The following is a 20,079-nucleotide window of genomic DNA, read 5'->3' on the forward strand; positions in this document are numbered from 1 at the left end:
CACCATGCCTCAACTGCTTCGATCTTTTTTGCATGACTCTATTTTGCATTTATTAATCGTGATTGGCGTAGTTCTGGCATTTCTGGCGGATTTCCGCTGGCCCGATCTGCCCGGTGCCGTAGACTGGCATACCATTATCACGCTCACCGGGTTGTTAATCCTGACCAAGGGGCTGGAAACCAGCGGCTACTTTGACGTGCTGGGAGGACGGCTGATTGCGCGTTTCCGGCATGAACGGGCACTGGCACTCTTTATGGTGTTGGCTGCGGCGCTGCTCTCAACCTTTCTGACCAACGATGTGGCGCTGTTCATTCTGGTGCCGCTGACGCTGACGCTGCGTAAGTTCTCCCGTTTACCGATCTCGCGACTGATTATTTTTGAGGCGCTGGCGGTTAATGCCGGATCGCTGCTGACGCCGGTTGGCAATCCGCAAAACATTCTGTTGTGGAGCCACGGCAAGCTGAGCGTGGTGGCGTTTATCGTGCAGATGCTGCCTCTGGCCGCGTGGCTGCTGCTGAGTCTGATGCTATTAACCTGGTTCAGCTTTTCAAAGCGGTCGATTGATAAGCATGACAACCCGGAACAGCCGAAGTGGCAGAAGCCGCTGTTTATCGTCAGCGTCGTGTTGTACCTGCTGTTTATCGCCGGTCTTGAGCTGGAGATCACCGGCTGGATACTGCTGCTAATCCTCGCCACTTTCCTGGTGATGGCACGTCCTGTGCTGCTGCGCATCGACTGGAGCCTGCTGACGGTGTTTATCGCCATGTTTATTGACGTCTTCCTGCTGACGCGTCTGCCGGTGATGCAGGCGCACTTCGAGGCGGTGGCGCATTTTGGCCAGGGACAGCTCTATCTGCTGGCGATTGGTCTGTCTCAGGTGATCAGTAACGTCCCGGCGACGATTCTGCTGCTGCAAAAAGTTCCGCCCACGGATGTGCTCGCCTGGGCCGTCAACATTGGCGGGTTCGGTCTGCTGCCAGGTTCTCTTGCTAACCTGATTGCCCTGCGCATGGCGAAAGACAAAGCTGTCTGGTGGCAATTCCATCTCTTTTCCCTTCCTCTGCTGGCCTGGTCGATGGCCAGCGGCTGGCTGCTGTTGCAGTTACTCCATTAGCCCTGACGCCTCCTGCTACGCTCAACAAGTGGCAGGATGTGCGCCATTCCTCAAGTTTCGTAAAGTTGCACTGGATTTTGTCAATTTCCGAGATAAGGTTAACAGGACCTTTATGCCCGGAATCAGGGCCTTAGCCAGTGATGGGAACTATGAGCGAGAATAATCAACGCGATCAACACCAGCAGGACGCAGATAACGCGGCGGATAAAAGCCGTCAGTCAGAGGAAAATCAGGACAACGACCAGCAGCCTGAGCGCAAACGCCCCGGTAAAAAGCCGCTGATTATTCTGGCGGTGGTGGTGGTGATTATGCTGATTGTCGGCTTCTGGTTCTGGTTCTCTACCCGCAATATTGAAACCACGGATGACGCTTTCACCGAAGGCGATGCCGTTACCATTGCGCCTAAAGCGTCCGGCTATGTCGTGAAGCTGCTGGTAAGAGATAACCAGCGGGTGAAGAAGGGCGATCTGCTGGTGGAAATCGATCCCAGCGACAATCGGGCTCAGCGCGAACAGGCTAATGCGCAGCTCGGTTTAGCGATTGCACAGCTGCATCAGGCGCAGGCACAGCTGGCACTGTCAAAAGTACAGTATCCGGCACAGCGCGATCAGGCGCTGGCGGACCAGGCGAAAGCAGAAGCGAACCTGCTGAATGCGCAGGCGGATTATCGTCGCCAGCGTGGCGTCGACCCGCGTGCGACCAGTCAGCGTAATATTGACAGTGCGTCCGCGCAGTTACGTTCGGCGCAGGCGCAGTTACAAAGCGCGAAAGCTCAGGTTGAAGTTGCCTCACAGGTTGCCCTGCAGATTCGTCAGCAGGAAACCAATGTTGAAGCGCGTCAGCAACAGGTTGAGCAGGCTAAAGCACAGTTAAGCACGGCCGATCTGAATCTCTCCTATACCCAGGTTCGTGCGCCTTATGACGGGTTTATCACCAGGCGTAACGTTCAGCTGGGCACTTTGGTGCAGGCCGGTACCTCACTGTTCTCGCTGGTCTCACCTGAGATCTGGGTCACGGCGAACTTCAAAGAGTCTCAGTTGCAACGTATGAATCCGGGCGACAAAGTGGAAATCAGCGTTGATGCCTGGCCGGATATGAAGCTTGAAGGGCATGTTGACAGTATTCAGATGGGCTCCGGTTCGCGCTTCTCAACCTTCCCGTCAGAGAACGCCACCGGTAACTATGTGAAAATCGTTCAGCGCGTGCCGGTGAAAATCGTTATCGATAAGGGCCTTGATCCAAACCATCCGCTGCCGCTGGGTCTCTCGGTTGAACCGAAGGTAACCGTGGAATGAGTACGGCGCAGAGCTGGAAACCCGCCAGTAATCCGTGGTTAGTGGCGATCACGGTAACGCTGGCGGTGTTTATGGAGATCCTCGACACCACCATCGTTAACGTGGCGCTGCCGCACATCGCCGGTTCGCTCTCTTCCAGTTACGATGAGTCAACCTGGGTGCTGACCTCCTATCTGGTGGCGAACGGTATCGTGCTGCCTATCTCTGCGTTCTTCAGCCGGCTGTTTGGCCGCAAACAGTTTTTCCTGATTTGCATCGTGATGTTTACCATCTGCTCGTTCCTGTGCGGCATTGCCACGGAACTCTGGCAGATCATTCTGTTCCGCGTGCTGCAGGGCTTTTTCGGCGGCGGATTACAGCCGGTTCAGCAGTCTGTGTTGCTCGACTACTTTAAAGCGGAAGATCGCGGCAAGGCCTTTGGTCTCTCCTCCATCGCTATTATTGTCGCGCCGGTGATTGGCCCGACATTAGGTGGCTGGATTACCGATAACTACAGCTGGCGCTGGGTCTTCTTTATCAACATTCCGGTCGGCGTGCTGACCGTGCTGGCAATTTATCAGCTGCTGGAAGATCCACCTTGGGAGCGTAAATGGGCCAAAGGGAAGCTGAAGATCGATTATATCGGTATCAGCCTGATTACCTTAGGGCTGGGTTGCCTGCAGGTGATGCTGGATCGTGGAGAAGATGAGGACTGGTTCGCTTCGCACTTTATCGTGCTGTTCGCAGTTCTTGCGCTGGTCGGTATCTTCGGGGCCATCTACTGGCTGATGTATGCCCGTAAGCCAGTGGTCGATATTCTGGTGATGAAAGACCGCAACTTCTGGGTGGCTGGCCTGCTGATGGCAGGGATGGCGATGATTCTCTATGGCAGCTCCGTAGTATTGCCACAGCTGGCGCAGCAGGATCTGGGTTACACCGCCACCTGGTCAGGGCTGGTGCTGTCGCCCGGCGCAGTGCTGATTGTATTGACGATTCCGCTGGTGCTGAAACTGATGCCGATTGTACAGACGCGATACATCATCGCTTTTGGCTTCAGCTGTCTGGCTGTGGCGTTTCTCTACTCCTCCACCTTAACGCCCAATGTCGATTTCAAAACATTGGTGTTGATGCGCAGCGCACAGTCGATCGGGCTGGGCTTCCTGTTTGTCCCGCTCACGACTATCGCCTTTGTCACCATTCCACAGCGACTCAATGCTGATGCCTCGGCGCTGTTTACCATGTTCCGTAACGTGGCGGGATCGATCGGGATCTCGCTGTCGACCGCGGCCATTACTGAGCGTGAACAGGTACGCTCGGCGCATATGGTGCATAACATGACGCCGCTGAACGAGCCGTTCAACATTACGCTTCAGCACTGGGCGCAGGCGATACGTGATTTTACCTCGGCGGTGGGTGATCCCGTTACGCTGGCAACCGGACAGCTCTATCAGGAGATGATTGCGCAGTCGCGCATCCTCGCTTACATCGATGTCTTCTCAGGCCTGAGTATTGTCGCCCTGATTTTGATTCCATTTTGCTGGCTGCTGTCGCCGATTAAGAGCGAAGGCAGTGCAGGAGCACACTAACATGAAGGTTTATTTCTCTCATCGCCTGAAACCCCTGAGTTTACTGCTGGCCCTCGGGCTGGCAGGCTGCGCCGTCGGACCTGACTATCAGGCACCGAAACCCGCCGTGCCAGGCAGCTACAACACGCTGGATTCGCAGGAAGCGTCAAAACCACAAACTGCCGCGATTAATTCCCGCTGGTGGCGCAGCTTCAACGATCCGCAGCTCGACAGCCTGATTGAACGGGCGATCGCGGGCAACCTTAGCCTGCAGCAGACGGTGCTGCGCATTGCCGGGGCGCGTGAACAGCTGACGCAGGCGCAGGGGAGTCTGTTTCCCAGTCTGAACGGCTCGGCCAAAGTGACGCGTCAGCAGCTCGGACTTAAAGGCTTACTGGAATCCAATGGCGCTACCGATCAGCTCGACAGTAACGTAGCCAGCCAGCTCAATGGTCTGACTCAGCCGGTTAACCTCTATCAGGGCAGCTTTGATGCCAGCTGGGAACTCGATCTGTGGGGCAAAGTGCGCCGTCAGGTTGAGGCCGCCAATGCCCAGCAGCAGGTGGCGATTGAGCAGCGCAACGATGCGCTGGTCTCGCTGGAAGCCGAAGTGGCGCGAGCCTGGCTGCAGCTGCGTGGCGCGCAGAGCACCATTCAGACGCTACAGCAGCAGATTGAGGTGGCGCAGCAGACCACCGAACTGACCCAAAGTCAGCAGCAGAATGGTCTGGCACCGCTGACCGATGTAGAAAATGCCCGAGCCCAGCTCAGTACGCTGCAGGCGCAACTGCCGCAGTATCAGTCGCAGGCGCGACAGGCGATGAATGGGCTGGCGGTGCTGCTTGGTAAAACGCCGGGTGCGCTGGATGCTGAACTCAGTACGCCAAAAGCGTTACCGCCGCTACCGCAGTTTGTCCCGGTGGGTATCCCCTCTACGCTGGCACGTCGTCGTCCTGATATTCGTCAGGCTGAAGCGACGCTTCATGCTCAAACCGCAGAGATTGGCGTGTCAGTGGCGCAGCTTTTCCCGAGCCTGTCCCTGACGGGTCAGCTGGGCGTGCGCAATACCGACGTTAGCTATCTGGATAACTGGAGCAGCCATTTCTACAGTTATGGTCCGTCGTTGTCGATTCCGATCTTCCAGGGTGGACAGCTGGTGTCGAGCGTGAAACTTGCCCGGGCGCAGCAGGCCAGCGCCGCGCTGGATTATCGTCAGACGGTGCTGACGGCGTTGCAGGATGTGGAGAATGCGCTGGTCAGCTATCGCGCCGATCAGCAGCGTGTTACCGCGCTGGATGAGACGACCGGTGCTCTTCAGCGCGCCTTTGATCTCGCCAGCGACAGTTACCGGCAGGGGCTTTCAACCTTCCTCGAGGTGCTGGATGCACAGCGTCAGCTGGCACAGGCGCAGGAGCAGGCGACACAGGCGCGGATGCAGAGCGCGCTTGATTTAGTCGCGCTCTATAAAGCACTGGGCGGCGGCTGGGAAACCTATCAGAACGTTGAGATGCCGAAATATCCGGTATTTGGTCCGGCCACCCAGGCAAATTAGTCCTCTGGCGGTCGCTGTCTCAGTGCAGTAACCGCCCTTAATTTTTCTCCCTGTCAGCCGTACGTCAGATGCTGACAGCCTCGCCTGGCTATACATGATTATCTAACCTGTTGAATAACGGGGTATCTCACCGCCGCTGTGCCCGACACAGGTAGCAGAAAATAAACGCGTGATAAACACAGGGTTATTATCAGCAGCTGTGAAGTGACGTTATTTTTACGTTGCTGCTCTATTCTGATTCAGCTCTTTGAGCTTCATCACCTTTCTGAATTTATTTCCTGGGCGGATTTTTTAAGTTGCCTCATGTCCGGGCAAGTAAGCCGGACGCAACTAAACCTCCGCCTTCGTCAGCCAGAACTGTTATTGCGTCGCTGAGGGGACTGCGAATAATCTGACTCTGTTGCTAAACGCAGCGGCAAAAAAAGGTTAACAGATGGCAACAGGCATTTTTAAAAATTCACCAGGGCGGTAATTATTTTGCGCTATTTAACGGCCTGGAGGGGGATTTTTAAGCATAAACTGTAAGCTGGTGTGACTGAGATCGCGATCAGAGCACGTTTTTAATCTGCTATCGCCAGGTGCGCCACCGTAAATAATGATGCTATGAAAACCCACTTAGTGGATAAGGTAAACGGTCAGCTTTCGGTATAAAGCCTCTGAAATCGTTTTCAACAATGCAACCTGAGCACGATTTGTTGTTAATTCAGCGTTAATAAAACGTCAGGCACTGCCGATTTTAATAGTGCTCTTTTGTCTGAATTAATACTTAAGAATTATCTGGAGCGTAAAAATAATTTATTTTTTTATTTGAATTAGGTAATCTTGGCGCTACAGTTTTATTAACCCCCCTTAATCAAGGACATTGTGATGAGTGACGCATTTAAAGTACTGAACAATATTCGCACATTACGTGCCCAGGCTCGTGAACTGCCACTGAGCGATCTTGAAGAGATCCTGGAAAAATTAACCGTTGTTGTTACTGAGCGCCGTGAAGAAGCAGAAGCGGAAGAGACGCAGAATCGCGAAAAAGAAGAAAAGCTGTCTAAATATCGCGAAATGCTGCTGGCTGACGGCATCGATCCTAATGAATTATTAGGTGCGCTGGAAAGCGGAAAAAAACGTACCAAGCGTGCGCCGCGTCCGGCTAAATATTCTTACACCGACGAAAACGGTGAGCAGAAATCATGGACAGGTCAGGGCCGCACCCCGGCAGCGATTAAAAAAGCGCTGGATTCCGGTAAAAGCCTGGACAGTTTCCTGATCGATTGATCAACACAATCCTTGTAAGTGGGAGCCGGGGGGCCATTATGGTCCTCCGGCTTTTTTTTATTTCTGTCGGGATATCAATCACCCCGCCAGGAATCCGCGCCTGACGCTGGCGTGCGCTGCGTCACATCTGGCATAATAGCCGCCGTTTTTTCATCCATTCTCTTCACAAAGGTCAATGCCGTGTTAGTTAGCAGCAATATCACCATGCAGTTTGGCAGCAAGCCACTGTTCGAAAATATCTCCGTTAAATTTGGCGGCGGTAATCGTTACGGTTTAATCGGTGCGAACGGCAGCGGAAAATCCACCTTCATGAAGATTTTGGGTGGCGATCTGGTGCCTTCAGGCGGCAACGTCTCTTACGATCCTAACGAGCGCATTGGTAAGTTGCGTCAGGATCAGTTCGCCTTTGAACAATTCAGCGTGCTGGACACCGTTATCATGGGTCACCATGAATTATGGGAAGTAAAGCAGGAGCGCGACCGCATTTATTCTTTGCCAGAAATGAGCGAAGAAGAGGGGTATAAAGTCGGCGATCTTGAAGCACTTTACGGTGAAATGGATGGCTATAGCGCCGAGTCGCGTGCCGGTGAATTATTACTCGGCGTCGGCATTCCGGTTGAACAGCATTATGGCCCGATGAGCGAAATCGCCCCTGGCTTTAAATTACGTGTGCTGCTGGCGCAGGCGCTGTTTTCTAATCCGGATATTTTGTTACTCGACGAGCCGACGAACAACCTGGACATCGATACAATTCGCTGGCTGGAGCAGGTGCTGAACGAGCGTGACAGCACCATGATTATCATTTCGCATGACCGTCACTTCCTTAATATGGTTTGCACCCACATGGCCGATTTGGATTATGGCGAGCTGCGGGTTTATTCCGGTAATTATGACGAATATATGACCGCGGCAACGCAGGCACGTGAACGTCTGTTATCTGATAATGCCAGGAAGAAAGCGCAGATAGCTGACTTACAATCTTTCGTCAGTCGTTTTAGCGCCAACGCCTCTAAATCACGCCAGGCGACATCACGCGCTAAGCAGATGGATAAAATTAAACTGGATGAAGTGAAAGCATCCAGTCGTCAGAACCCATTTATCCGCTTTGAGCAGGACAAGAAACTGTTCCGTAATGCGCTGGAAGTTGAAGGATTAACCAAAGGATTTGATAACGGTCCGCTGTTTAAGAATTTAAATCTGCTGCTGGAAGTGGGTGAGAAGCTGGCGGTAATTGGTGCCAACGGTATTGGTAAGTCAACGCTGCTGAAAACGCTGGTGGGTCAGCTTACGCCAGATAATGGCACGGTTAAATGGTCAGAGAATGCGCGTATTGGTTATTACGCTCAGGATCACGCCGATGATTTTGCCAATGATCTGACAGTATTTGACTGGATGAGTCAGTGGAAACAGCCGGGCGATGATGAGCAGACCATTCGCGGTATTCTCGGTCGTCTGCTGTTTTCGCAGGATGATATTAAGAAGCCAGCCAAAGTGCTTTCCGGTGGTGAGAAGGGTCGTATGCTGTTCGGTAAGCTGATGATGGAAAAACCGAACATTCTGATTATGGATGAGCCGACCAACCACCTCGATATGGAGTCGATTGAATCGCTCAATATGGCGCTGGAGATGTATGAAGGCACACTGGTGTTTGTTTCGCATGACCGCGAGTTTGTCAGCTCGCTGGCAACCCGTGTGATTGAGTTGAAAGCAGACGAGGTGGTGGACTTCACCGGTAATTACGAAGATTATCTGCGAAGTCAGGGTATTGTCTGATAAAAACCGGGGTGGCGCAGGCCACCCCGGTTTTTTTGCCCTGTGGTGCTGAGCGCCCATTGATAGATTAAGCGACTTTCCGATCTGACCGTGTTCCCTAAGCAGGTAAAACGCCACCACTGTACGGGCTTCAGGGAGCATACGCCTTTCGCAAAGACGCAAAAGACGCCATCCATGGCATGCTCAGCGCGGGCCATCCCTGGCCCGCTATGCTTTGCTACAGGCGTATGCTCCCTTCGCTTTAAGTTTTGAGTTGTCTGTAAGTGGATTGAGCGTGGGATTGGGGAGTGTGCTCGACGTAGGCCCCCATAGCTATGACTTCTGACAAAACCTGCTCGGGAATTATCTGACAGCAACGCAAATGTTCAAGGCGCAGGGAACGCGGTCAGAGGAGGAAAGCGTCCCTCGACTGGGACAAAAACGCCGGGAGCGTTTTTGAACAACGCAAAGCGTTGGCCCGTTTACGGGCGCACCTCAGGGATGAGGTGCGTAATCGCGCGGGCAGAGTGTCCAGGGATGGTTTAAGCGACTTTCCGATCTGACCGTGTTTCCGAAGCGGGTAAGATCTCATCACTGTGCTCAAAAATCAGATGTTTTGCTATCCTCACCGCCACACACTTCACAGTGCGCGTCCTGCGCGACGTTCATGCTGCGGAATTCCGCGCTCATCGCATCGTACATCAGCAACCGGCTGGTGGCGGGCGTGCCGAATGCGGTCAGCACTTTAATGGCTTCCATCGCCTGCATTGCGCCAATCACGCCGACCAGCGGAGCCATGACGCCCGCTTCCACACAGCTCAGGGTCTGTTCACCAAACAGGCGGCTGATGCAGCGATAGCAGGGCGTGCCGGGCTGCCAGTTGAATACGCTGATCTGACCTTCCATCCGAATCGCAGCGCCTGAGACCAGTGGTATCCGCTGCTGACGACAGAGCCGGTTAAGCTGCTCACGCACCGCGACATTATCGGTGCAGTCCAGCACCACCTGCTGTTGGGCGATTAGCGCCAGCAGCGCTGCATCGTCAAGCTGTCCGTTGACCGCATGCAACTGGCAGTGCGGATTGATGGCGGCCAGGCTGTGTGCGGCGGAGTCTACTTTGGCGCGGCCAATATCCGCGTCATGGTGCAGAATCTGCCGTTGCAGGTTGGAGTGCGACACGGTATCGAAGTCAAGCAGCGTCAGGCTGCCGACGCCGGCAGAAGCAAGGTAGGGCGCAGCGGCACAGCCAAGCCCGCCCAGCCCGACAACCAGCGCGCGACTGGCTTTCAGCCGCTCCTGACCATCAAAATCAAAGCCGCGCAGAACGATCTGCCGGTTGTAGCGCAGCATCTCCTCATCACTTAATTCAGGCAGCATTTACGCCTCCAGCAGGGCGTTAAACGGTTCCACCTCAACCCATTCACCAGCCTCTACGTTACCGCGATCCCGTTCCAGCACAATAAAGCAGTTCGCCTGGGCAAAAGAGCTGAAGACGTGCGAACCCTGCATCCCGGTGGTCTCCACCTCCAGTTCACCCTGTGCGTTCTGGCGCAGGATGCCGCGCTGGAAGTCGAGGCGACCCGGTGACTTTTTCAGGCGCGAGGCGCAGCGCACTTTCTGACGGGATGGCAAGGCGGATTTCTGCTGGCCGGTGAGGGTGGCAAGCAGCGGCTGCACCAGTTGATAGAAAGTGACCGCGGCGGAGACCGGATTGCCCGGCAGGCCACAGAACCAGCTGCTGTTAAGGCGGCCAAAAGCAAATGGCTTGCCGGGTTTGATCGCCAGCTTCCAGAAACTGATTGCACCAAGCTCTTCCAGCATGCTTTTGGTGAAGTCCGCTTCACCCACCGAGACACCGCCGGTACTGATTACCACATCAGCCTGCCGATCTGCCTCTTCAAAGGCTGCGCGAAGGGCGACGGGATCATCTTTGATGATGCCAAGATCGATGACCTCACAGCCGAGCTTATGCAGCATCAGCGAGACGGCAAACCGGTTGGTGTCGTAAATCTGTCCATCTGCCAGCGGCTCGCCAACCGGCTGAAGTTCATCACCGGTTGAGAAGATCGCGACCCGAAGTTTTCGCAGTACGCGGACCTGGGCGATGCCCAGCGAGGCGAGCAGCGGCAGCTCGGCAGCACCCAGGCGCGTACCGGCTTGCAGCACCACATGGCCGGGCTGAATATCATCACCGGTCAGGCGAATATTCTGTCCCTGACGCACCGGCGCGGTAATCACAATCGCCTCGCCCTGAGTTTCGGTCTGCTCCTGCATTACTACCGCTTCACAGCCAGCGGGTACCGGCGCACCGGTCATGATGCGAATCACGCTGCCCTGAGGCCACTCACCGCTGAACGGTGCGCCAGCAAAGGCCTTGCCTGCTACCGGAAGCGGCTGTCCGCTGCTAACATCGGCCAGCCTGACGGCGTACCCGTCCATCGCGGCGTTATCAAAGGGCGGCACGGCAATCGGTGAGGTGACTACGGTTGCGGTGATGCGCCCGACCGCCTCGGCCAGCGGCACACTCAGCGAGTCGGTGACGGGCGTCAGCTGTGACAGCATTTTTTGTTGCGCCTCCTCAAGGGAGATCAAACCTGCAGTAAAACTTTCCATGAACGGTCCAGCCTGGTTATGTCAGATGCTGCCTATTATGGTGGGAATTGGTCGCTGAGTCACATCGGTGTCGTTCTGACTTGCCGGAGGTTGTGGCCAAAGTGAAATATGGCGGTAAGAAAAGGTTATAACCACAGGAACAGTTTCCCCTTTACAACCCTTAGCAGGCTTTCTATAGTCAAAAATCACCAAAAATGGGTGAAAACCATTTTAAATCAGTGTTTTTCGTCCTGATGCAACCACAGGGTAAAGCGTTATGGTTAATGCAGTGATCGCCATTCACGGCGGCGCAGGTGCGATTTCGCGCGCAGCAATGAGCGCTGAAAAGGAACAACGCTATCGTCAGGCGCTCCACGATATTGTCACCCAGGGTCAGCAGATACTGGCGCAGGGCGGCAGTGCACTCGATGCAGTAACTGAGGCGGTGCGACTGCTGGAAGAGTGTCCGTTGTTTAACGCGGGCAAAGGCGCGGTCTTCACCCATCAGGGTACCCATGAACTTGATGCCTGCATTATGGATGGCCGCACGCTGGATGTCGGCGCGGTCGCAGGCGTAACGCGATTACGTAATCCGGTCCTGGCAGCACGTGCCGTGCTGGAAAAAAGCGAGCATGTGCTGTTTATCGGGGAAGGCGCAGAGCAGTTTGCCGTGGCGCAGGGACTGGAAACGGTCGATCCTGATTTCTTCTCTACGCCGGAACGCCGGGAACAGTTGCAGCGCGCGCTCAACAGCGATACCGCGGTGCTTGACCATGATGGTGCCGCCCACAGCGACGACCCGCTCGACCCGGACCGTAAGTTTGGCACAGTCGGTGCGGTCGCGCTGGATCTGGCGGGCAACCTGGCTGCTGCTACCTCGACGGGCGGCATGACCAATAAGCAGGCCGGACGCGTCGGCGATTCGCCGCTGCCGGGCGCGGGCTGCTATGCCAGCAACGACAGCGTGGCGGTCTCCTGTACCGGTACCGGTGAAGTCTTTATGCGGACGCTGGCGGCCTACGATGTGGCCGCGCAGATGCGTTACGCCGGACGCTCGTTGCAGCAGGCCAGTGTTAACGTTATTCATGACAGCGTGCTGGAACTGGGCGGCAGTGGCGGCTTAATCGCTGTCGATCGCGCAGGCAACGTGGCGCTGCCGTTCAACAGCGAAGGCATGTACCGGGGCGTTGCGCGGTTCGGCGAGGCGGCTGAGGTCGCTATCTATCGCGAAAGTTAAGGATACAGAAATGAGCGACAGGCAAACGTTACCGCCGCTGGCTCCTGATCAGGTGCTGGCGGTGCGCGATCTCAGTGTGCGTTTTCAGCACGAAGCCACCGTCACAGACGCGGTGCGTCATTTGTCACTCGATCTGTTTCGCGGCGAAACGCTGGCGCTGGTAGGAGAGTCAGGTTCAGGCAAATCGGTCACCTCGCTGGCGCTGATGCGGCTGATTGAGCAGGCTGGCGGCAGGGTGAGCGGTGAAGTGCAATTACGTCGTCGAAATGGCGAGGTACTGGATCTGATGCGCGCCTCAAAAAGTCAGATGCGTCGGGTGCGTGGCGCGGATATGGCGATGATCTTTCAGGAGCCGATGACCTCGCTGAATCCGGTCTTCTCCGTGGGCGAGCAGATTGCTGAATCCATCCGTCTTCATCAGGGGCTGAGCCATGCCGCGGCACTGGCAGAGGCGCGCCGGATGCTGGATCTGGTACGCATTCCCGATGCGCACAATGTCCTGTCTCGTTTTCCGCATCAGCTCTCAGGCGGAATGCGTCAGCGCGTGATGATTGCGATGGCGCTCTGCTGCAAACCGGCGCTGCTGATTGCCGATGAGCCGACCACCGCGCTCGACGTCACCATTCAGGCGCAGATTCTGCAACTCATCCGCGTGCTGCAAAAAGAGATGCAGATGGGGGTGATTTTTATCACGCACGATATGGGCGTAGTCGCCGAAATGGCCGATCGCGTTCAGGTCATGTATCGCGGCGATGTGGTGGAGAATGCGCCGGTCGCCGAACTGTTCAGCGCACCGCAGCAGCCCTACACCCAGGCGCTGCTGGCCGCGGTGCCCAGACTCGGCTCGATGCAGGGCCAACCCCTGCCGGCCAGGTTTCCGCTGCTGCACAGTGATGCCGTTGATGACGTGCCGCAGGATACGGTTCGCCGTCTGCAGCCACCCATTCTGCAGGTACGCGACCTGGTCACCCGCTTCGATATTCGCGGCGGCCTGCTGAATCGCGTTAAAAGCCGGGTTCACGCCGTCGAAAAAGTCAGTTTCGATCTCTATGCTGGTGAGACTCTGGCACTGGTGGGGGAGTCCGGCTGTGGTAAATCGACCACCGGACGCTCGCTGCTGAAGCTGGTTGCCAGCCAGGGTGGCACGCTAACGTTTGACGGACAGCGCATTGACCATCTTTCAGGTGCTGCGCTCGCCCATCTGCGGCGCGATATTCAGTTTATTTTTCAGGATCCTTACGCTTCGCTTGATCCCCGGCTGACGGTTGGCTTCTCGATTATGGAGCCGCTGCTGGTCCACAAAGCGATGCCGCGTCGCGAGGCAGAGCAGCGTGTCGCCTGGTTACTGGATAAAGTTGGTCTGCTGCCGGAGCATGCTCAGCGCTATCCGCATGAATTTTCCGGCGGGCAGCGCCAGCGCATCTGTATTGCCCGCGCGCTGGCGCTGAATCCGAAGGTTATCATCGCCGATGAGTCTGTCTCGGCGCTGGATGTGTCGATTCAGGCGCAGATCATCAATCTGATGCTCGACCTGCAGCGCGAGTTTGGCATCGCCTTTCTGTTTATTTCTCACGATATGGCGGTGGTGGAGCGTATCAGCCACCGCGTGGCAGTAATGTATCTCGGTCAGATTGTTGAGATAGGGCCGCGTCAGGCAGTGTTTGAACAGCCTCAGCATCCCTACACCCGAAAACTCATGGCCGCGGTCCCGGTAGCCGATCCGGCACACCGGCGTCGTGAACGCGCCTTACTGGTCGATGAGATCCCCAGCCCGATTCATGCGTTAGGGGATGAACCTGAAGTGGCCCCGCTGATGGAGGTGGCTCCGGGCCATTTCGTCGCCCGCCACATTATCAGCGCGACCTGAACAGTGAAGATGTCGCTCCGGCGACCAACCCGACAGGGATTACAGGAGAACAAGATGCAGATTACGATGCGTAAAGGGTTACTGGCGGCTGGCGTGTTAAGCAGCGCAATGACATTGCCCGCCTGGGCAGCACAGGATGCGGTGATTGCCGTCGCGTCCAACTTCACCACGCTCGATCCTTATGATGCCAACGACACGCTGTCGCAGGCGGTGGCGAAATCTTTTTATCAGGGGCTGTTTGGCTTCGATAAGGATATGAAACTCACCAATGTGCTGGCGGAGAGCTACCAGGCCAGCGCCGACGGCCTGACCTACACGATTAAGCTGCGTTCCGGGGTTAAATTCCAGGATGGCACGGACTTCAATGCGGATGCGGTGAAGGTCAACCTCGACCGCGCCAGCAATCCGGATAACCATCTTAAGCGCTACAACCTGTTCAAACGCATCGCCAGCACCGAAGTCGTGGATCCGACGACGGTGAAAGTGACGCTGAAAGAGCCATTCTCTGCCTTTATTAATAATCTGGCCCATCCGGCGGCGGCGATGATTTCACCCACCGCGCTGAAAAAATATGGCAAAGAGATCGGTTTCCATCCGGTGGGCACCGGTCCGTTTGTGTTTGAAACCTGGAATCAGACCGACTTTGTGAAGGTGAAGAAGTGGGACGGCTACTGGAAACCGGGCTATCCGAAGCTGGACAGCATTACCTGGCGACCGGTGGTGGATAACAACACTCGCGCGGCCATGCTGCAGACCGGCGAAGCGAACCTTGCGTTCCCGGTGCCTTATGAGCAGGCGAAACGGCTGGAGAAGAACAACAAGCTCGATGTGGTGACCACGCCTTCCATTATGCAGCGTTACATCAGCCTGAACGTCACGCAGAAGCCGTTCGATAATCCGAAGGTGCGTGAAGCGCTGGAGTATGCCATCAATCGTCAGGCGCTGGCGAAAGTGGCCTTCGCCGGTTACGCCACGCCTGCGACCGGCATCGTGCCGCCCGCCATCGACTTTGCGCAGACCTATCCGGCTATCAGTTACGATCCCGCTAAAGCCAAAGCGCTGCTGAAAGAGGCGGGTTACCCCAACGGATTTGAAACCACACTCTGGTCGTCGCACAACCACAGCACCGCGCAGAAGGTACTGCAGTTCACTCAGCAGCAACTGGCGCAGATTGGCGTGAAGGTAAAAGTTACGGCGATGGATGCGGGTCAGCGTGCTGCAGAAGTCGAAGGTAAAGGCCAGAAAGAGAGCGGCGTGCGCATGTTCTACACCGGCTGGTCCGCCTCAACCGGTGAAGCCGACTGGGCGCTGACGCCACTGTTTGCCACCGCAGCCTGGCCACCGGCAATCTTCAACACCGCGTTTTACAGCAATCCGAAGGTCGATAAAGATCTGGCCGATGCGCTGAAAACCACCGACCGGGCTGAAAAAGCGCGTCTCTACAAAGAGGCGCAGGACACCATCTGGCAGGACCATCCGTGGATCCCGCTGGTGGTTGAGCAGCTGGTTTCTGCCAACAGCAAAAACCTGACTGGTTTTTATGTGATGCCTGATACCTCATTCAATTTTGATGAGGCCACGCTGAAGTAACGGAGTCGGCCAGCCCGTGTGGCTGGCCGCAACTGCAGGATGTTGCATGTTTAACTACTTTCTCAAACGACTGTTTGGGCTGATCCCCACGCTGCTGATCGTGGCGGTGCTGGTATTCCTGTTTGTTCACCTGCTGCCGGGCGACCCGGCACGCCTGATCGCCGGACCGGAAGCGGATGCCTCGGTGGTGGCGCTGGTGCGTCAGGAGCTGGGTCTCGATCTGCCGCTGCCACAGCAATTCTGGCATTTTATGCTGAATGCGCTGCAGGGTGATTTCGGTCAGTCGATGGTCTCAAAGCGGCCGGTTGCGGATGAGATTGCCTCACGCTTTATGCCGACACTGTGGTTAACGCTGGCCAGCATGATCTGGGCAGTGATTTTTGGCATGACCATCGGCATCGTTTCGGCTGTCTGGCGTAACCGCTGGCCCGATCGGCTGGGGATGACGCTGGCGGTGTCGGGCATTTCGTTTCCCGCCTTTGCGCTGGGGATGCTGCTGATGCAGGTCTTCTCGGTTGAGCTGGGCTGGCTGCCCACCGTCGGGGCTGAGAGCTGGAAGCATTACATTCTGCCCTCCATCACCTTAGGTGCAGCGGTCGCGGCGGTAATGGCGCGCTTTACCCGCGCCTCGTTCGTGGAGGTGATGCAGGAAGATTACATGCGCACCGCCAGAGCTAAAGGGGTACGCGAGTCGCTGGTGGTGGTGAAACATGGCTTGCGCAACGCGATGATCCCGGTAGTCACGATGATGGGGCTGCAGTTTGGTTTTCTGCTGGGCGGCTCAATCGTGGTCGAGGTGGTGTTTAACTGGCCGGGCCTGGGGCGTCTGCTGGTCGACTCCGTGGCGATGCGCGACTATCCGGTTATTCAGGCCGAAGTACTACTGTTTTCACTGGAGTTTATTCTGATCAATCTGTTTGTCGACATGCTTTATGCGGTGATTAACCCCGCTATTCGCTTTAAGGAGTCGCGATGAAAAACTGGCGACGTGAAGCGGCACTGAAAACGATGCCGCTGATCGCGGAGAACCGCGTGCGTACGCCGTGGCGTGAATTCTGGCGACGCTTCCGGCGTCAGCCGGTGGCGCTTCTGGCCGGGGCTTTTGTGCTGCTGCTGATTGTGCTGGCGGTGATCGCCCCGTGGATTGCGCCGTTCGACGCAGAGAACTACTTCGATTATGACCGGCTCAACGACGGTCCGTCGCTGATACATTACTTTGGCGTCGATTCGCTGGGTCGCGACATCTTCAGCCGGGTGCTGGTCGGCACGCGTATCTCTCTGATTGCCGGCTTTTTTTCGGTGGTCATTGGCGCAGTGATTGGCACGCTGTTTGGTCTGCTGGCCGGGTATTACGAAGGCTGGTGGGACCGTATCACCATGCGCATCTGTGATGTGCTGTTTGCCTTTCCCGGCATTCTGCTGGCAATTGCGGTAGTGGCGATTATGGGCAGTGGCATGAGCAACGTGATTGTGGCCGTCGCTATCTTCAGTATCCCGGCCTTTGCCCGTCTGGTACGCGGTAACACGCTGGTGCTGAAGCATCAGACCTATATTGAGTCGGCACGCAGCATCGGCGCGTCTGACTGGACAATCCTGATGCGGCATATCCTCCCAGGCACCGTATCGCCGATTGTGGTCTATTTCACTATGCGGGTTGGCACCTCCATCATCACCGCCGCCAGTCTGTCATTTCTCGGGCTGGGCGCACAGCCGCCCACGCCGGAGTGGGGCGCAATGTTGAATGAGGCGCGGGCCGACATGGTGATTGCCCCACACGTGGCGATTTTCCCCAGTCTGGCGATTTTCTTCACGGTTCTGGCATTTAATTTGCTCGGTGACGGGCTACGTGACGCACTTGATCCTAAACTAAAGAGATGAAACCTTTCGATTATGATCAGGACTTCAGCACGATCGACTTCCGCCAGCATCCCGAGCTTTATCAGGTCGGGCGAGGTGAGCAGGGTGTGCTGATGGTCGAGCCTTATAAAGGCGAAATTCTGCCGCACTGGCGTTTTCGCACCGTTCCCATTGCTGAAGAGTCGGCTGAAAAAATCATGGCGCTGTTTGAGGATTACCGGCGTCAGGACGATTTTGTCGGCATGGATATGGCGCGCAAATTTATCCAGATGGGATATACCCGGGCGCGACGTTACAGTAACCACAAAGGCGGCCGCAAATATGACGCGGACGGCAAGGAGCTGCCGCGCGGCGTCAACGAGGAAAAGGCCGCGGCGGCCGCTATTTTCAAGGCTTACTGGGACAAACTGCGCGAAGATGAGGACTACCTGCGACGCAAGAAGGCGCATCAGCAGCAGTATGGTTAAGCGCTAAATCTTTTCCCCCGGCCACCTCCACCGTGGCTGCCATCATTACCTGAACCCGCCCGGCTTATTCTCCGGGCGTTATCCTGCTCCCCTTAATCTGCCCTCAAAGACCAGATGCAAAACAGAAATCTTTGGTTTCGTTCAAACTGCGACGTAAAGTAGTGAAAAAACGCGTAAAAGCCGGTCCACGGCTCAGACAATAAAAGTGGGCGGAACCCCCTCTGCCTTTTCCAGTAACCTCCCGTGCTGTAAAAAGAAATCGGCTTCGGGAATGCTGGATAAGAGATAAGCGAAACGCTGACGATGACAGCGCTTCAGGGCTGTCTGAAAAACGCGGGTTGATATTCACTTGTTTTCATTAATAATAAACCAGCAAACCCCACTGAGGGGGCTATGCCCCTCAGGTAATGAAATGGATAATGTGAGAGCTAAATAATGAAAGAGATCATCAACGGATTTCTGAATTTCCAGCAGAATGTGTTTCCTGAAAGGAAGGATCTTTTCAAAAGCCTGGCGTCAAATCAAAATCCGAAAGCGCTGTTCATCTCCTGTTCAGACAGCCGTCTGGTGCCTGAACTGGTGACGCAGCAGGAGCCAGGAGAGCTGTTCGTTATCCGCAATGCGGGCAACATCGTTCCCTCATTTGGCCCGGAGCCGGGCGGTGTCTCCGCTACGATCGAATATGCTGTGGTCGCGCTGGGCGTCTCCGACATCATCATCTGCGGTCACTCCAACTGCGGTGCCATGAACGCCATCGCCTCCTGCGCCTGCATGGACACCATGCCTGCAGTTGAGCACTGGCTGCGCTATGCCGATGCAGCAAAGGCGGTGGTCGAGCAGCGTGAGTATGACTCACCAGAGAAGAAACTGAACGAGATGGTCAAAGAGAACGTCATCGCTCAGCTCAACAACATGAAAACCCATCCGTCGGTCTCTGTTGCCCTGCGTAACGGCAAGCTGCGTCTGCATGGCTGGGTTTACGATATCGAAAGCGGCACCATCATGGCGCTGACCCAGGGCGGTAAGCAATTCATCACCCTGTCGGAAAATCCTGATACCTGCTTCGAGTAATGGCTTTTACCCGCTGCGTTATGCAGCGGGTATTTTCCGATCTTCCGCACAGATAACCCCTTAGAACGACGCTTATTTTCAGCATTTCCTCGTGATTTATCCATTCATGCTTAAACCTCTGACACAAGCGAGTTGATCAAGCGTAAAACGTCCGTTGCTGCTCTGCTGGCAGTCTCCGCACTGTTGCTCAGTGGATGTCATTTTCATGTTGCAGACAAGCAGCACTATTCGGGCTTCTTAGTGGATTAAAGCCAGCCAGAGCCCTCTGAGTCAGCCCGCGGGGAACCGACTCTGCGCTGGATTTCGCCCGACGACAAGAGCAGCCAGTATCAGGATGTGCTCTATACACCGGTCGTGTTCTATCCGGCTGCACGGCCTACGGCTCGCGTCAGTCAGCAGACGCTGGATCAGATACGCAGTTACACCGACATTCAGTTAAAAGGAGCGATTGCCACCCCTCTGCCGCTGGTTAATCAGGTTTCGCCACATACTCTTAAAGTGCGTGCCGCGATCAGCGCCGTCCCGGCAGAGAACGAGGGCGTACAGTTTTACGAAGTGGTGCCGATTGCGGCAGTCGTCGCCAGTACGGTGGCGGCATCAGGCCACCGAACTCAGAACAGTGAACTGTTCCTGGAAATCGAAGCCAGCGATGCCGTGACCGGCAAACCGTTGCTCCGGGTTGTGCGAAAAGCCTTTGGCAAAACGGTCAGTAACAGCACGACGCCAATCACCGTTGATGACCTGAAGCCGGGTGTTGATATGCTGGTTCGTGACACGGTGAGTTTCAACGCGCCATAACCCTTCGGGGCTGCACATCCTTGTCGCCCTGTTTAATCTTTTGTAAATCCTCAGGTTCACCAAGCAGTGGATGA

Annotated in this window: 15 protein-coding genes and 1 pseudogene; 14 read left to right on the forward strand and 2 right to left on the reverse strand. The window is 55.7% G+C overall.

What is annotated here, in order from left to right; genetic code table 11:
• The first annotated feature begins 4 nt into the window (after positions 1-4).
• From F3I20_RS10295 to F3I20_RS10320, 6 genes are all read left to right on the forward strand, one after another.
• Entirely contained in the window at positions 5-1,114 is a 1,110-nt protein-coding gene (locus F3I20_RS10295) for an SLC13 family permease (protein ID WP_150015275.1), read from the forward strand.
• Positions 1,115-1,263: 149 nt separating this feature from the next.
• The gene (locus tag F3I20_RS10300) at positions 1,264-2,409 is read left to right on the forward strand and encodes an HlyD family secretion protein (protein WP_150015274.1); all 1,146 of its coding nucleotides are present in this window, start codon (positions 1,264-1,266) and stop codon (positions 2,407-2,409) included.
• Positions 2,406-3,974 carry a DHA2 family efflux MFS transporter permease subunit gene (locus tag F3I20_RS10305; RefSeq protein ID WP_150037167.1) on the forward strand — a complete coding sequence of 523 codons (1,569 nt, stop codon included), beginning with the start codon at positions 2,406-2,408 and terminating at the stop codon, positions 3,972-3,974. Before F3I20_RS10300 ends, F3I20_RS10305 begins: the two co-directional genes overlap by 4 nt.
• A gap of 1 nt (position 3,975) precedes the next feature.
• Complete coding sequence (locus tag F3I20_RS10310) at positions 3,976-5,505, forward strand: efflux transporter outer membrane subunit (RefSeq protein ID WP_150015272.1); 1,530 nt, start codon at positions 3,976-3,978, stop codon at positions 5,503-5,505.
• An 867-nt stretch (positions 5,506-6,372) separates the two neighbouring features.
• Positions 6,373-6,774 carry an H-NS family histone-like protein gene (locus tag F3I20_RS10315; protein ID WP_136198441.1) on the forward strand — a complete coding sequence of 134 codons (402 nt, stop codon included), beginning with the start codon at positions 6,373-6,375 and terminating at the stop codon, positions 6,772-6,774.
• 180 nt (positions 6,775-6,954) lie between these two features.
• Complete coding sequence (locus F3I20_RS10320; protein WP_150015271.1) at positions 6,955-8,547, forward strand: ABC-F family ATPase; 1,593 nt, start codon at positions 6,955-6,957, stop codon at positions 8,545-8,547.
• 579 nt (positions 8,548-9,126) lie between these two features.
• Here the strand turns inward: F3I20_RS10320 and moeB are convergent.
• Together moeB and moeA are read right to left on the reverse strand one after the other, a co-directional pair.
• Entirely contained in the window at positions 9,127-9,903 is a 777-nt protein-coding gene (moeB, locus tag F3I20_RS10325; RefSeq protein WP_150015270.1) for a molybdopterin-synthase adenylyltransferase MoeB, read from the reverse strand.
• The gene (gene moeA, locus F3I20_RS10330) at positions 9,904-11,139 is read right to left on the reverse strand and encodes a molybdopterin molybdotransferase MoeA (protein WP_150037165.1); all 1,236 of its coding nucleotides are present in this window, start codon (positions 11,137-11,139) and stop codon (positions 9,904-9,906) included.
• A 256-nt stretch (positions 11,140-11,395) separates the two neighbouring features.
• Between moeA and F3I20_RS10335 the strand changes: the two genes are divergently transcribed.
• From F3I20_RS10335 to F3I20_RS10370, 8 genes and pseudogenes are all read left to right on the forward strand, one after another.
• Positions 11,396-12,355, forward strand: coding sequence for an isoaspartyl peptidase/L-asparaginase family protein (locus tag F3I20_RS10335; protein ID WP_150037164.1), 960 nt, complete (start codon positions 11,396-11,398; stop codon positions 12,353-12,355).
• A gap of 10 nt (positions 12,356-12,365) precedes the next feature.
• Positions 12,366-14,222: a dipeptide ABC transporter ATP-binding protein gene (locus F3I20_RS10340; RefSeq protein WP_150015267.1), complete on the forward strand. Its 1,857-nt coding sequence runs from the start codon at positions 12,366-12,368 to the stop codon at positions 14,220-14,222.
• Positions 14,223-14,276: 54 nt separating this feature from the next.
• Positions 14,277-15,812: a glutathione ABC transporter substrate-binding protein GsiB gene (gene gsiB / locus F3I20_RS10345; protein WP_150015266.1), complete on the forward strand. Its 1,536-nt coding sequence runs from the start codon at positions 14,277-14,279 to the stop codon at positions 15,810-15,812.
• Between the two features lie 46 nt (positions 15,813-15,858).
• Positions 15,859-16,788, forward strand: a complete 930-nt coding sequence (gene gsiC, locus F3I20_RS10350) for a glutathione ABC transporter permease GsiC (protein ID WP_013357265.1) — start codon at positions 15,859-15,861, stop codon at positions 16,786-16,788.
• Positions 16,785-17,690 (forward strand): glutathione ABC transporter permease GsiD, encoded by a 906-nt coding sequence (gsiD, locus tag F3I20_RS10355; RefSeq protein ID WP_150037163.1) that lies wholly within the window; start codon positions 16,785-16,787, stop codon positions 17,688-17,690. The genes gsiC and gsiD overlap by 4 nt, the downstream gene beginning before the upstream one ends.
• Positions 17,687-18,136 carry a DUF4385 domain-containing protein gene (locus tag F3I20_RS10360; RefSeq protein ID WP_013357267.1) on the forward strand — a complete coding sequence of 150 codons (450 nt, stop codon included), beginning with the start codon at positions 17,687-17,689 and terminating at the stop codon, positions 18,134-18,136. The genes gsiD and F3I20_RS10360 overlap by 4 nt, the downstream gene beginning before the upstream one ends.
• 435 nt (positions 18,137-18,571) lie before the next feature.
• The gene (locus F3I20_RS10365; RefSeq protein WP_010254395.1) at positions 18,572-19,207 is read left to right on the forward strand and encodes a carbonic anhydrase; all 636 of its coding nucleotides are present in this window, start codon (positions 18,572-18,574) and stop codon (positions 19,205-19,207) included.
• Positions 19,208-19,339: 132 nt separating this feature from the next.
• Positions 19,340-20,005, forward strand: a pseudogene (locus tag F3I20_RS10370) (DUF3313 domain-containing protein).
• Positions 20,006-20,079: the final 74 nt, after the last annotated feature.

This window comes from Candidatus Pantoea gossypiicola (assembly GCF_008632075.1).
In the GTDB taxonomy this organism is placed as follows: Bacteria; Pseudomonadota; Gammaproteobacteria; order Enterobacterales; family Enterobacteriaceae; genus Pantoea; species Pantoea gossypiicola.

What these genes read in the sequence shown, in the direction of transcription:
- F3I20_RS10295 (WP_150015275.1), top strand. Translation starts at nt 5, where the DNA reads ATGCCTCAACTGCTTCGATCTTTTTTGCATGACTCTATTTTGCATTTA.
- F3I20_RS10300 (WP_150015274.1), top strand. Translation starts at nt 1,264, where the DNA reads ATGAGCGAGAATAATCAACGCGATCAACACCAGCAGGACGCAGATAAC.
- F3I20_RS10305 (WP_150037167.1), top strand. Translation starts at nt 2,406, where the DNA reads ATGAGTACGGCGCAGAGCTGGAAACCCGCCAGTAATCCGTGGTTAGTG.
- F3I20_RS10310 (WP_150015272.1), top strand. Translation starts at nt 3,976, where the DNA reads ATGAAGGTTTATTTCTCTCATCGCCTGAAACCCCTGAGTTTACTGCTG.
- F3I20_RS10315 (WP_136198441.1), top strand. Translation starts at nt 6,373, where the DNA reads ATGAGTGACGCATTTAAAGTACTGAACAATATTCGCACATTACGTGCC.
- moeB (WP_150015270.1), bottom strand. Translation starts at nt 9,903, where the DNA reads ATGCTGCCTGAATTAAGTGATGAGGAGATGCTGCGCTACAACCGGCAG.
- moeA (WP_150037165.1), bottom strand. Translation starts at nt 11,139, where the DNA reads ATGGAAAGTTTTACTGCAGGTTTGATCTCCCTTGAGGAGGCGCAACAA.
- F3I20_RS10335 (WP_150037164.1), top strand. Translation starts at nt 11,396, where the DNA reads ATGGTTAATGCAGTGATCGCCATTCACGGCGGCGCAGGTGCGATTTCG.
- F3I20_RS10340 (WP_150015267.1), top strand. Translation starts at nt 12,366, where the DNA reads ATGAGCGACAGGCAAACGTTACCGCCGCTGGCTCCTGATCAGGTGCTG.
- gsiB (WP_150015266.1), top strand. Translation starts at nt 14,277, where the DNA reads ATGCAGATTACGATGCGTAAAGGGTTACTGGCGGCTGGCGTGTTAAGC.
- gsiC (WP_013357265.1), top strand. Translation starts at nt 15,859, where the DNA reads ATGTTTAACTACTTTCTCAAACGACTGTTTGGGCTGATCCCCACGCTG.
- gsiD (WP_150037163.1), top strand. Translation starts at nt 16,785, where the DNA reads ATGAAAAACTGGCGACGTGAAGCGGCACTGAAAACGATGCCGCTGATC.
- F3I20_RS10360 (WP_013357267.1), top strand. Translation starts at nt 17,687, where the DNA reads ATGAAACCTTTCGATTATGATCAGGACTTCAGCACGATCGACTTCCGC.
- F3I20_RS10365 (WP_010254395.1), top strand. Translation starts at nt 18,572, where the DNA reads ATGAAAGAGATCATCAACGGATTTCTGAATTTCCAGCAGAATGTGTTT.